This is a genomic window from Microcoleus vaginatus FACHB-2002 (assembly GCF_040004035.1).
Classification (GTDB): domain Bacteria; phylum Cyanobacteriota; class Cyanobacteriia; order Cyanobacteriales; family Microcoleaceae; genus Microcoleus; species Microcoleus vaginatus_C.
In genome coordinates, this window is the sequence record NZ_JAMPLN010000021.1 from 52,590 (window position 1) to 65,718 (window position 13,129).

Below are 13,129 nucleotides of genomic sequence, written 5' to 3' on the forward strand. Positions count from 1 at the left end.
TTCTTGACTTAGTATTTGATAATTTCCACGTTAGGCAAAGGGAAGATTAGACCAACACCCCTTTTCAGTATTTCTTCCTCGCGCTTGAGAAATTCTTCCTTAAAATGCCACGGCAAGACTAAATAATAATCCGGATTCATTGCCCTTGAATCCGCTTCGCTGACAATCGGAATGTCAGTACCGAGCGTATAAGCGCCGTATTTATCTGGGTTTCTCTCCGCCGCTACATCTATAATGCGATTGTCAATTCCGCACCACTGCAAAATTGTATTGCCTTTAGTCGATGCACCGTAAATGTGAATGCTCTTACCTTCTTTTTTCAACATTTTTAGCAGCGAAACTAACTGCTCTTTATGTACGTTGATCCTGTCTTGAAAATTTTTGTATGGTTTGTCGGTATCCAGCTCCATGTCAAATTCTGCCTGACGTAATAGCTTGATGCGCGTCACAGCTTCTTGTTTCTTGAAGGCAAAGTTGTCAAGATGCGTTGCATAACAGCGAATGCTACCGCCGTTGATGTCGTTAAGTACGGCATCTACTATTTTCAAGTCAGCTTGTTTCAGTATATATTCCAGCACTGCTAAACTGTAATATTCCAAATGCTCGTGACAAATTGTGTCGTAAGAATTCATCTTGAGCATGGATGGCATATAAGACATCTCAAAGACCCACAAACCACCAGGAGCAAGCGCTTTTTTGATTTCTTTGCAGAAGCTTACCGGATCTTCCAGGTCATAAAACATGGCGATTGACGTAATAATGTCAAATTTTTCGCCTTGTAAAACCTTGGTGAGTTCTTCTGAAGGAAAAATGTCTTGAATTGCAGTAATGTCTCCGGTTATTTCTTGAGCTACGTCTGACGGATCGACACCAAATTTGATGAAGTTTTGCGGATAGCACTTTAGTAAAGTGCCGTCATTACAGCCAATATCTAAAACACGAGCATTGCTTTTGCCAATCAGGGATGCTGCTTCTTCAGTAATTCCCTGCAAGTGATTTCGCATGGTTTGGTTCGTGCCGGAACGATACCAGTAGGCAGAATATAAAACTTCCGGCGGAACCGTATGTTCCATCTGTAATAAACCGCAGGCTTTCTCATCTTTTGTGGGATCGCAACGCACTAGAGAAAGGGAAATTTTTCTCAGGGGTGGTTCTTCTTTCCCTGGCTTGACAAAGGAACCTTGCAAATACTGTTCGCCTAAATTAATGACTGGGGTGAGGGCTGAAGAACCGCATACCCGACAAGTTTTACGATGACCTAAGTGCATTGTTTTACCTCTAAAATTAGTTAGTTATTTTTTTGAGAGCCTAGCTTTTCTACCAGTGCTTTGAAATTTCCATCTATTCCATCTATACACTTATTCCGTTCTAAGTTCAATATCGCTAGCTGTTTGACAACTTGATCTTTTTCTGATGCTGCCACTTTTTCAAACTCATAGACTTTTTCTTGTTCGTGCCACAAGTTGCAGTTAACGTGGGCGAGCTGCGAGAAGATTTCGCCTATGCTGCCAAGGACATCAGGCACATAATTGCCTTCTTGTTTATAAACTTTATTTGAGGCAAAAGTCAGGCGAGCGATCGGAATTTGACCCGATATAGCAGCGCTAATAAATTCGTTCATTTCCTGCTGAAGCTGTTTTTCTTGAACAGCAAGGCTCTTGAGTCTGATTTCGTCTTCGGAATGCCACTGTTTCAATTTAACAATTGTCAATTTGTCGCAGAGAGAGCCAAGTGTTTCTGCCATAGGTCAACTGTGATTGGTTTGAAAGAATCTAACTGAGGATGTTTGGCGATATCTTGCTCTGTCTAAAGGAAGTTCCCGCACCTCACCCTGTAACCCCCGCCGCTGCATTGCGGATCAGTCTTACACTCGATATTTTATCCAAATTGAGCGAACCAAGAGACTAAAGAGAGCGCTCCTTATCAGACGAACCTCGATTGCGGCTGTTCCCAGAATAGTATATAAGTAGGTAGGTGGAAATAAACTTTGCCCGCTCGTCACAGAATGAAAAGCTATCATAACCGCCAGCGCTTGCTTTCATAATATCTCGCTATCTTACGAGCGTTTCATTCGTAATGAGATACTTATGTATTTTATCGCTCATCTATTTACTATTTTATACAACGTCTCTACAGGCACACACGATGATCTTACATACAGCAGAGTGCAAGTTTATGAAGTACACCGATCGATCGCTCCCCGTAGGGACACGGCGGGAGTGCGGTATCCCTACAAGAGCTATGTACCTTACAAACAAGCACAAAAGAGCTGTATAAAGCAGGTACTGTAGCTAATTCTGATCGCTGTTTACTTCTGGGTTTCTACTAGATTAACTGAAAATTGCCCGCCGATCGCCGAAAACCTTGTGGGCAGGGGGGCGCCAAGTCTTGACAAAAATCCTTTAATATTGTATCGATAACAGCAAATTCACAGACCGATGAGAAGTCCCGTTCCCGCGACCTCAGACCGCCGCAGCATGGCCGGGATTCCTCACCCCACAAAAACAAGTTACAATTACGTTAAGATTGATGAACATAAATAAAAAATCCCAAATCACAGGGACTAAAAATTAGGAGGATCGACCTCGGTGAATAAACGCTGGAGAAACGCTGGCCTGTACGCACTGCTGGCTATTGTAGTCATTGCCTTAGCAACGGCATTTTTTGACAAACAGCCCCCAAGTAGGGAAGTTTGGAAGTACAGTCAATTCATTCAGGAAGTCGAAGGCAAGAGAGTAGACAAAATAAATATCAGTTCCGATCGCAGCAAAGCCCTGGTCACAGCCCAGGACGGCAACAAGGTACTCGTTAACCTGCCGAACGACCCCGAACTGATCAACATCCTGACCAAAAATAACGTAGATATTTCAGTTCTGCCCCAAAGCGACGAAGGCTTCTGGGTAAAAGCCCTCAGCAGCCTGTTCTTCCCGATTCTGCTTTTGGTGGGACTGTTTTTCCTGGTGCGGCGCGCCCAAAACGGGCCCGGCAACCAAGCCATGAACTTCGGCAAATCCAAAGCTAGAGTCCAAATGGAGCCGCAAACTCAGGTGACTTTTGGCGACGTGGCCGGCATCGAACAAGCCAAGCTAGAGCTCGCAGAAGTCGTGGACTTCCTGAAAAATGCAGACCGCTTCACCGCAGTCGGAGCAAAAATTCCCAAAGGCGTGCTGCTGGTCGGCCCTCCCGGAACTGGTAAAACCCTGCTGGCAAAAGCAGTGGCTGGAGAAGCAGGCGTTCCCTTCTTCTCGATTTCTGGTTCAGAATTTGTGGAAATGTTCGTGGGTGTCGGTGCTTCCCGCGTCCGCGACTTGTTTGAACAAGCTAAATCTAACGCTCCTTGTATCGTATTTATCGATGAAATTGACGCGGTAGGCCGCCAGCGGGGCGCTGGTTTGGGCGGTGGTAACGACGAACGGGAACAAACACTGAACCAGTTGCTGACCGAAATGGACGGCTTTGAGGGCAATACTGGCATCATTTTGATTGCGGCCACAAACCGCCCCGATGTACTCGATGCGGCGCTGCTGCGTCCGGGTCGCTTCGATCGCCAAGTTGTAGTCGATCGCCCCGACTTCGGAGGCCGCCTAGAAATTCTCAACGTTCACGCCCGCGGCAAAACTTTGTCAAAAGACGTGGACTTGGAAAAAATCGCCCGCCGGACACCCGGTTTCACCGGTGCGGATTTGTCCAACCTACTCAACGAAGCAGCAATTTTAGCCGCCCGTCGCAACTTGACCGAAGTCTCGATGGATGAAGTCAACGATGCGATCGACCGCGTGCTCGCCGGCCCGGAAAAGAAAGACCGCGTGATGAGCGAAAAGCGCAAAACTTTGGTAGCTTACCACGAAGCCGGTCACGCTTTAGTCGGCGCGCTGATGCCCGATTATGACCCCGTGCAGAAAATTAGCATTATCCCCCGCGGCCGTGCTGGCGGTTTGACTTGGTTCACACCCAGCGAAGATCGGATGGATTCTGGCTTATATTCTCGGTCTTACTTGCAAAATCAAATGGCGGTAGCTTTGGGCGGCCGCATTGCTGAAGAAATTGTCTTCGGCGAGGAAGAAGTAACGACAGGGGCGTCGAACGACTTGCAGCAAGTGGCAAGAGTAGCGCGGCAAATGGTGACTCGCTTCGGAATGAGCGATCGGCTAGGCCCTGTAGCTCTCGGTCGCCAACAAGGCAATATGTTCATGGGTCGCGATATCATGGCCGAACGCGATTTCTCCGAAGAAACCGCAGCGACGATCGATGATGAAGTGCGTTTGTTGGTAGAGCAAGCTTACCGCCGCGCTAAAGATGTACTCGTTGGCAACCGCCACGTCCTTAATGCTTTGGCAGATATGCTAGTTGAAAAGGAAACTGTGGATGCGGATGAATTGCAAAATTTGTTAGCTAATAGCGATGTGAAAATGGCGACGATCGCCTAATCAATTTTGGATTTGGGATTTCTGATTTTGGATGGAATCTAAAGTTTGAAATCAATAATTGGGGTGATTCTGGGATTGTCTGGAATCTCCCCGATTTTTTTATGAGTGCGATCGATCGATTTTAGATTTTAAATTTTGGATTTTAGATTAAATCTAAAGAATGACCAAGCAATCAGACATTCAACATACGCTTTCCCTCAAGCTGGGGCTTAAATTATTCCCATGGAAATCTTCTTTCATCTTTTCTATATTCAATAATCCGACAGTCCTCAACATCCTCCCAGATATCGTCTGGGTACTGGAAGTCAAGCAGCACCACGACTTTTTAGCCTTGAGACTCAACTAATATCAAATCCGTTGGCATCGGAATTATTCATCTCTCTCTTCCCTTTCTCTGTATCCTCTGTGTCCTCTGCGGTTTCATCATTCCGATACAACAGGAATTGATATAAAAACAGAAAGTCTGTCGGTTCGCCGCATTCAGCCAGCACGTCAGCTCAAAAATCTCTGTGGTTTTTGAGGTCAACAATTGCAGCGGTTTTGTTGCCTAGATTGTCCGTTAAAAATTGAACGCCGCACATATTGTAATTTGCCATATATCGAAGTTAGCAACCTGTATTAAAATTAGAGGCGAGTCAGAATGATATGAGTTTCAAATTTGGGATCTGCCCAATTTAAAATCCTTCGACTGAACACGCCGAATTCTAAAATCTAAAATCTAAAATCTAAAATTGTATGAATCATCAATCTTGGTTGACACTACTAAAAAAACACCGCGCGATCGCAGTCATCCGTTCCTCCGAAAAGCAACTTGCTTCACAGATGGCAAAAGCGGTAGCAGCAGGAGGAATCCAGTTTATTGAAATTACGTGGAATACCCACAAAGCGGCTGAATTAATTGCCGAACTCCGCTCCGAATTCCCAACTTTTACTATTGGAACCGGCACTTTATTAAACTTAGAACAGTTGCAACAAGCAATAGACTGCGGCGCTCAATTTCTATTTACGCCGCACACCGATTTAACTATGATTAAAACAGCAGTTGATGCCGGAGTGCCGATCGTCCCCGGTGCTTTTTCTCCCACGGAAATTGTGACCGCGTGGCAAGCAGGCGCTACCTGCGTTAAAGTGTTTCCGATATCGGCTTTGGGAGGCGCGGCCTACCTGAAAAGCCTGCAAGGCCCCCTGGGAAACATTCCTTTAATTCCCACTGGCGGGGTGACGCTGGAAAATGCGAAAGTATTTATTGACGCCGGGGCGATCGCAGTTGGTTTAGCCGGAGACTTATTTCCTAAACACTTAGTGGAAAATCGAGATTGGCGGGCGATCGTCCAAATTGCCCGAAATCTTACCCAAAACTTAACAACTTGTTAAGTCCCGTTTCCAAATCCAACATTTCAAATCTAAAATCTAAAGTAGGACAAGCCAATCTAAAATCTAAAATCTAAAATCTAAAATAGTACGAGGTGTGAGAAATGAACAGGATTATCAACTCAACTTACTTGCGTCGCGCTGGAACTTTCTGTGCCGGCTGCGCCCTCACTTTTGCTACATTCTGCGGCGGTTCAATGACCGCATTTGCCGGCGAACAGCACAACATAATTGCCAATAAAATTATGCTGTTGCAGCAATCCAGCGAACGCTGGATTGAAATAGATTTGTCAAGACAAAGGTTAATAGCTTGGGAAGGAAATACACCCGTTTACGCGGTGATTATTTCCAGTGGCAAATCATCGACTCCCACCCGCACGGGAACCTTTGCCGTTCAAACCAAACACCGCGTTACTAGAATGACTGGGCCGGACTACGATGTGCCCGACGTTCCCTATACAATGTATTACGACGGAGGCATGGCAATTCACGGCGCTTACTGGCACAATTTGTTTGGCAATCCCGTTACTCACGGCTGCACAAATGTAGCTGTCAATCACGCTAAATGGCTATTTGAATGGGCCTCGGTGGGAACACCCGTGGTGGTGCACAAATCTCAGGTTTAGGGAATTGGGAATTGGGCATCGGGCATCGGGCATAGTCGAACATTATTCAATCTGTTAGAACCCCCACTTCTTAAAGAAGTCGGGGTTCTGGGTACTATGTTTTTTTAGGTGTGCTTACTTAACTGCTGCCTTCAAGCACAATCCCAATTATATAAAACCTTACTAAAATCTAATTCTCTGAGTGCTGATTCATCAATAAAAAAGTTACCTACACCAGTGTCTCCCCACATGATATCTACTGTCTCATTGCCATCGGTATCCATTTGCAATAGAAGAATATCTAGTTTTTGTTTTTGCTCGGAGTTACTACTATATTTTCTTACGTCCTCTTGTGTAAAATCAGGATAACCACCTATTTTATGACCGACGGCTTGCGATATTTCTAGGTACTCATCCTCAATTTCAGGGTTCATAAATAACTCACCGACTTCCGAGCCTAAAAGTTCGGTAAATTGGTAGTCATTTGTACTAATCGGCGCATATTTTTTAGTAAATTGCAAGCCGCAACAGCCATTAACAGGAAAAGATTCTGGTTGCGGCAAAAAATCATAATTGGTAATGATGTTTTCAACTTGGAGGTCTGGCTGAGGAAAATAGATTATTTTGAATTTTTGCTCGACTGCGGGGTTATCTACATTCGCGTAATTGCCGAAGTCTAAACCATATAAGTCATCGTCGGCTATATAAAACTGCAAAATTCCCCGATCGGGAAAACCATCTAAAGGCGGTATTTCATCAAAGTTGAGTTGCGCTAGCAAAAATAAATATTTACCGTCAGGAGTTTTTGGATACTCAAAGCCTTTAGGTAAATAGGGCAATCCCCCAAATTTACTCGGCCACCAATTAACGTCATCATTATTCTGGGTTTGAATTTCGATGTAAGGTTTAATGGTAGCTTCGATTCTGTCGCGATACTTTTCTATTTCGGGAGAGAGTGGAAATTCTAGTTTATAATTCATCTGCTTTTAACAATTTGTTTTGAACGCAATCAGTAGGGTGCGCCGAAGCGCACCTTACCTGTAAAACCTATTCTTAACTTAGCTGCACCACGGGTTTATCCTCTAACAAAGTTTCATTTGTCAGTAAATCTTCCACGGTAATTCGCAAAAAGCGCTGTTCGTCAACGCGGAACAAAACTTTTATGCGATCGCTCCCCGGATACCCAGGCGGCGTCAATTGAGCGATGCTGCGTGCTCCTTCTTTATCATTTAAGGGCTGTACCGATGTTTGGCCTGCGAGTTGGCGAGTAATTAGCCTGTCGCCGTCAAAATATATCTCGGTGCCGCCAGTTTCCGCTCCCAATTCGCCGATAATTAATTCTATACTTGGCTGACTTTCTAAAGAAGCCCCCAAGACTAATTCTACCGGTTCGCTCATCGGATAAGACTGGCCGGATTTAATTAAACTGTGCCAACTGTGGCAATTTTCGCGGCGGTTCCAGTAGCGAATTCCGTAACTGTGATAGAGAAAATCTTTGATTTCTATGCCTTGACTCAGTTGCAGAGCACCTTGGGCGATCGCCTCAAATGGTTTGTCGCAGCGAATTTTTGCCGGATCAAAATATTGCTGAACCCAACGCCCGACAGCGGGAATTTGTACAGTACCGCCAACTAGCAAAACTGCGTCGATATCCCCAATTTCTAAGCCTTGGCGCCGCGCTTGCTGCAATACTTGATTCATGCACTCGTCTAGTTTGTCAAAAAACTTATGTTCCGCGAGGATAGATTCAAAACGAGTTCGGTCTAATTCTAATTCGTAACTCTCAAAATTTTCGTCATCAAAATAAACCTCAACTGCCTGATTTACTAAAGATAACTGAATCTTTAACCGTTCTGCCAATCTCGTTGTAAGCGGAGATTTTGCCAGCCCTTTTGTTTGAACAAAATAGTCAACCAGCCAATTATCAATATCAGAACCGCCTAAATTTTGTCCGGCTTTAGCCAAAACGCGCGCAACTTTGGTTTTTTGCGCTGAAGATTCAGCTAATAGCTTTTCGCCCCACTTAAGAATAAAACCGAGGGGCTTTTTGTCAGAGGAAGCGTCCAAACGCACCAAAGAAAGGTCTAGAGTTCCGCCGCCGAAATCAATGACTAACAGATTTTCGCGATCGGCTAAACCGTAACCCAAAGCAGCCGCCGTAGGTTCGTCCAACATCCGCACCTGTTCTACTTCGAGAGATTGAGACACTTTGCCCAACCAATGGCGGTAAGCTTCAAAACTATCTACCGGCACAGTAAAAATCAAAGAATCTACGGGCAAAGGCAGTTCGCGAATTGAGCTCACAATTTGGCTCAAATACCACTCACCTACTTGTTCAAAAGTAATAAGTTTTCCGTCAAGTTCCGGCACAAAACCCTGAACAGAAGTGCCAATTCCCCGCTTAAAATTGCGGAAAAACCGAGAATCTCCACTCAAATCCAGGCCTTTGTCGCGTACTTGCTGACCGAGTATGACTTTACTTTGAGCAGCGTCCTCAACGTAGAGTAAACTGGGAATTAGGGGCGGATTTTGAGCCGAGATTGCCGACAATCCCGGTAATTTTAAAGTTTCGGGCTGCTGGAGGGCTTGATTCCAGCGAGCGACGACGGTGTTGCTAGTTCCAAAATCAATTGCGATCGTCATTCAGCCAAAATACACAACTACTAGGGATTTAATCATATTATGGTATTTGGAGTCCCCAATGCCAACAGATTATCAAATTCTGCTGGAATAAAGACTTTGTTGCCACAAAAACTCCTTTAGGGCGGAGTCTTCAATTTTGTGCAACTGCATATTTTTCGACGCCACAAATAAGCACCACTTTGATAAGCGACAGAAAACTCATACCATTTTAGATTTTAAAATGGGGAATGAATTACTGCATAAAGGTTGGGATTACTGGTCTACAGTGACATTGTTTTTTGAAAGTGGTATCGCCTGTCCGCAGTGGCCCCGCTTTTACCTGTGATATCAATCCAATTTTCAAATGAAGCGTAAAAAATGTTAGATATGGGCGATCGCCAAACAGCACTATTGGCTTTAACATTGCTTGTCCCTGCGGCTAGTATTGGTATCATAGCAGGCTTGTATGTTGCCCCGGGAAGCTGGGGACAAAAACTGTCACTCTTGTGTCAAGTTTGGTTGCTGGTTTTTCCGATCGCGTGGTCTGTTTTTGTCGATCGCAAAAAGCTCTGTTTAGCCCTACCCAAGCGCCTAGAATTGCTGGCTGGATCTATTTGGGGAATATTCATGTTTGCGGTGATTGTGGGTATCTATAGCCTTTTTGGCCAGCAGTGGATCGATCCTGTAGTTGCTAAAGAAAAATCGCACCAATTAGGTATTAGCAGCCCTACTATTTACTTGATTGTAGAAGCATATTTTGTCCTGGTTAACTCGCTGATTGAAGAATTTACTTGGCGGTGGTTTGTCTGCAACAAGTGCCAGATTCTCATACCGGGAACAAAAGCAATATTTCTGAGTTCGCTATTTTTCACGATCCACCACATTTTTGTAATAGCAGCTTACAGCGACTGGCAGGCTGTGATCTTAGGTTCCTTAGCTGTCTTCGCCGCCGGGATAATTTGGTCTCAGTCTTATCTAACTTACCGTTCGCTTTGGCCTAGTTATATCAGCCACGCGATCGCAGATTTAGCCCTAGCAACTATTGGTTGGCACATCCTCTTTAACTAGCTGCTTTTTCAGCGACTATCGCAGGCAATTCTACAGTAAAAATTGACCTTTGGCCCAACTCACTCTCCTGATTAATCTCTCCCCCCATCATCCGGGCGGCGTGCCACTGCCACAGGCGATAATGTACCCTGATAAATTGTAAGCTTCCGCAAGGTATATGTGGCTGTAGCTGCTGTTGATGCCAACTAGCAGCGACAAGAGTTTGCTGGCATTGATGCTCATTGTACTGGGCTCTTGACTGATGCTGTGCAATAATCGAACGTTCATATCTTCCCACCGGCAGATGCTTTCCGTTAAGGCCTCTGCTTTTAATTATAGGTTTGGTTTTGCTTGCGATCGCATAATTTTAGCTGCATGAAAACTGGCCAACATATTGCTACAAGCATCGGCGGTTGGGCCCCAAGAATACACCGATTGTCATCCGCAATTGCCAACTTAGGAAAAATGATGCTTTCATAACATGAAATTTTTTGTACGCCAAATCGTTTGATACATACCACGAAGTTGCTGCTACTGCTTAGGAGTCAAGGTTTGCACGATATAGGCCGATCAACCTTGAGTATTCCTGTGATCTTTATAGGGTCATTTGATAATTTGCTGCCGCAGTTTTTTACGGTAATTACTTAGACACGAATTGGGCAGTAACGCTACATATACTCTGCCCCGCAGTGGCAGTCTCTTTTGGGAATTTTTTCAGGCGATCGCCTTTTATTAACAAATTTAAAACTCACGCAGCTAATTAAATTTATATCGGTGAAACTCTATGTTCTGTAGCACGATTGGGAAACCTATTTTTTCAAACAGTGGACGCATCAACCGGGTTTTTACACGAACATACGACCAGTGAGGGCGAGGGATATCGCTTGAAAAACAGGCTTTATTCCCTCATTCGCACGTCCACGACAGTGATTCGCGCGATCGCGGCCTGTAAGTATCTGATAAAACTACCATGTCTGAATCTTGACAAAATAGGGTATTGTGTCAAGCAATACCTAGAGGACTCTTACCAAAAAATCCCAGCTACCGATCAATGTTTAGATCTATGGCAGCGATGGAGGACTCAACATTCTCAAGGTAAGAATCTCCCTCTTTAATTCAGTATAAAATTTTGCCAAAGGCGATGTCTATCTACTGAATATTGTTGCAAATGCTACCTTTATCCCCACATTAAAAGTGGGCTGCTATTCGGTTTGCCGTACATACTTGTCTGTTGTATAGTAAATGATGTTATCTTTAACAGATACTGTTGTCTAGCTTGGTGTTTGTCGCGAACAAAGCTTTTTTTTGATGAGGTATCTATCTTCAGGATGAAATTTCGCTGACCTGCAAATTATCCCTATAGGAACTGTTTCGCGAGCACATCAATCCTTATTATCAATGCAATGACAGTGAAGTTTTGGCAGATAGATATTGGGGTGTTGCGAACAGTCGATCGGTTGGATTCTATGTAAACACCAGGAAAGCGGTAATTAATATTCACCCGCCCCTCTTTCCTTTTGAGCTCTAACATCAGCGCTGGTAGCAGTGCCGAAAGCGAGTCAAAGTCTTCAGCGGGACTTAAAAATGAAAATCACCTTTGTTCTTCCTACTCTGTCTCTGACTGGTGGAATACGAGTAATATCTATTTTCGCAGAACTTTTGAGAAAGCGAGGACACTCCGTGTTCGTCATCTCTTTACCCCGTCCCCAGCCGAGTATGCGCCAGCAAGTCAAGTCGCTGCTGCGGGGAGGGGGTTGGATTTCCCCACCTGAAAACGAACCCTCATTTTTCGATAACTTAGGTGTAGAACACAAAATTATTGATCGCTACCGCCCGGTAGAAGACAAAGATGTACCTGACGCTGACGTAGTAGTTGCCACTTGGTGGGAAACCGCCGAGTGGGTAGCCAAACTCTCTCCTCGCAAAGGAGCAAAAGCTTATTTTATCCAGCACCACGAAATTTTTGACTATCTACCTCAAGGAAGAGTAGAAGCAACTTGGATGCTGCCCATGCACAAAATTACGATTTCTGAGTGGTTAGTTGATTTAGCTAGGACTAAATATGGCGATCGCCAAGTTTCCTTAGCTCCTCCTACCGTGGACACGAAGCAATTTTACGCCTGTCCTCGCAACAAACAATCGGTTCCTACAGTTGGTCTAATGTACTCTACAGTCTACTGGAAAGGAACTGACATCGCCCTCAAAGCTTTTTCCCTAGCGGCAGAAAATATTCCCAACCTGCGTCTGGTTGCCTTCGGTACAGAGGCCCCCTCCCCGGAATTGCCGCTACCTGCAAATGCCGAGTATGTAATTCAACCCGACCAAGACAAAATCAAAGACTATTACAGCAAATGCGATGCTTGGCTGCTGGCGAGCCGCTCAGAAGGCTTCGGCTTGCCTATTATCGAAGCGATGGCGTGCCGCACTCCCGTCATCAGTACCCCCGCAGGCGCTGCTCCTGAAATTTTGAGCGGGGGTACTGGCATACTTGTAAGACCTGAAGATCCCCAAGAAATGGCAAAAGCCATAGAGTCTATCTGTCAGTTGCGAAATTCCAAGTGGCAAGCCATGTCTGAAGCGGCCTATGCCAAGGTGAACAATTATACGTGGGAAGATGCCACGGATCATTTTGAAGCGGGCTTGAAAGTTGCTATAGACAAATCTCAACAGCGCGACGTTAAGATAGTTTCGTTTTCTCCCTATGGAAAAATTCCGGTTGGCTAACTGCTGCAGCAATTTGAAATTCGGCGCTACCCGCGTTTTCGGCGCCGGATTTCTGGGCAGAAACTCAATATCGTTTGGTGGGGTGCTTGTGCCACAAGTAAAATAAATCGCCCCTGTCCTGTTTTCTACGCAGCAGTCTCGACACGAATTCTGACCGCTGCGACGAAGGAATACTGGTTATAAATTGAGCTGCCAAAATCTGAACTAGAGTGCAACGGAAGTTTTAAGGCTGGCTCCGTTACAGGTTAAACTTGTCTAGTGGTCAAAGATCTCCCGATTTGTAATTGGGAAAACTCCCTGACGACAAAGTAAGATCGGCTCGACTATCGAGTT

At 45.0% G+C, this 13,129-nt stretch carries 11 protein-coding genes; 6 read left to right on the plus strand and 5 right to left on the minus strand.

The genetic code is table 11. The features are described from left to right. Positions 1 to 8: 8 nt before the first annotated feature. Positions 9 to 1,268, minus strand: coding sequence for a class I SAM-dependent methyltransferase (locus NDI35_RS18225; RefSeq protein WP_190741235.1), 1,260 nt, complete (start codon positions 1,266 to 1,268; stop codon positions 9 to 11). A gap of 20 nt (positions 1,269 to 1,288) precedes the next feature. Further along, positions 1,289 to 1,744, minus strand: coding sequence for a hypothetical protein (locus NDI35_RS18230; RefSeq protein WP_445313973.1), 456 nt, complete (start codon positions 1,742 to 1,744; stop codon positions 1,289 to 1,291). Positions 1,745 to 2,588: 844 nt separating this feature from the next. Here NDI35_RS18230 and ftsH3 point away from each other — a divergent pair. From ftsH3 to NDI35_RS18250, 4 genes are all read left to right on the plus strand, one after another. Next, positions 2,589 to 4,427 (plus strand): ATP-dependent zinc metalloprotease FtsH3, encoded by a 1,839-nt coding sequence (gene ftsH3 / locus NDI35_RS18235; protein WP_006633639.1) that lies wholly within the window; start codon positions 2,589 to 2,591, stop codon positions 4,425 to 4,427. 160 nt (positions 4,428 to 4,587) lie between these two features. Further along, on the plus strand, positions 4,588 to 4,773 hold the full coding sequence (locus tag NDI35_RS18240; RefSeq protein ID WP_445313974.1) for a hypothetical protein: 186 nt from the start codon (positions 4,588 to 4,590) through the stop codon (positions 4,771 to 4,773). A 389-nt stretch (positions 4,774 to 5,162) separates the two neighbouring features. Beyond that, positions 5,163 to 5,801, plus strand: coding sequence for a bifunctional 4-hydroxy-2-oxoglutarate aldolase/2-dehydro-3-deoxy-phosphogluconate aldolase (locus NDI35_RS18245; RefSeq protein WP_445313975.1), 639 nt, complete (start codon positions 5,163 to 5,165; stop codon positions 5,799 to 5,801). 101 nt (positions 5,802 to 5,902) lie between these two features. Beyond that, a complete protein-coding gene (locus NDI35_RS18250) occupies positions 5,903 to 6,424 on the plus strand; it encodes a L,D-transpeptidase (RefSeq protein WP_445313976.1) in 522 nt (173 codons plus the stop codon). Positions 6,425 to 6,555: 131 nt separating this feature from the next. Here NDI35_RS18250 and NDI35_RS18255 read toward each other — a convergent pair whose 3' ends face one another. Both NDI35_RS18255 and NDI35_RS18260 read right to left on the minus strand, forming a co-directional pair. Continuing rightward, positions 6,556 to 7,383 carry a YwqG family protein gene (locus NDI35_RS18255; RefSeq protein ID WP_445313977.1) on the minus strand — a complete coding sequence of 276 codons (828 nt, stop codon included), beginning with the start codon at positions 7,381 to 7,383 and terminating at the stop codon, positions 6,556 to 6,558. Between the two features lie 73 nt (positions 7,384 to 7,456). Continuing rightward, entirely contained in the window at positions 7,457 to 9,046 is a 1,590-nt protein-coding gene (locus tag NDI35_RS18260; RefSeq protein ID WP_445313978.1) for an Hsp70 family protein, read from the minus strand. Between the two features lie 357 nt (positions 9,047 to 9,403). Between NDI35_RS18260 and NDI35_RS18265 the strand changes: the two genes are divergently transcribed. Continuing rightward, positions 9,404 to 10,093 carry a CPBP family intramembrane glutamic endopeptidase gene (locus tag NDI35_RS18265; protein ID WP_445313979.1) on the plus strand — a complete coding sequence of 230 codons (690 nt, stop codon included), beginning with the start codon at positions 9,404 to 9,406 and terminating at the stop codon, positions 10,091 to 10,093. Between the two features lie 87 nt (positions 10,094 to 10,180). On the opposite strand, the gene NDI35_RS18270 is transcribed toward NDI35_RS18265, so the two are convergent. Beyond that, the gene (locus NDI35_RS18270) at positions 10,181 to 10,360 is read right to left on the minus strand and encodes a hypothetical protein (RefSeq protein WP_445313980.1); all 180 of its coding nucleotides are present in this window, start codon (positions 10,358 to 10,360) and stop codon (positions 10,181 to 10,183) included. A gap of 1,296 nt (positions 10,361 to 11,656) precedes the next feature. Between NDI35_RS18270 and NDI35_RS18275 the strand changes: the two genes are divergently transcribed. Further along, complete coding sequence (locus tag NDI35_RS18275; RefSeq protein ID WP_445313981.1) at positions 11,657 to 12,796, plus strand: glycosyltransferase family 4 protein; 1,140 nt, start codon at positions 11,657 to 11,659, stop codon at positions 12,794 to 12,796. Positions 12,797 to 13,129: the final 333 nt, after the last annotated feature.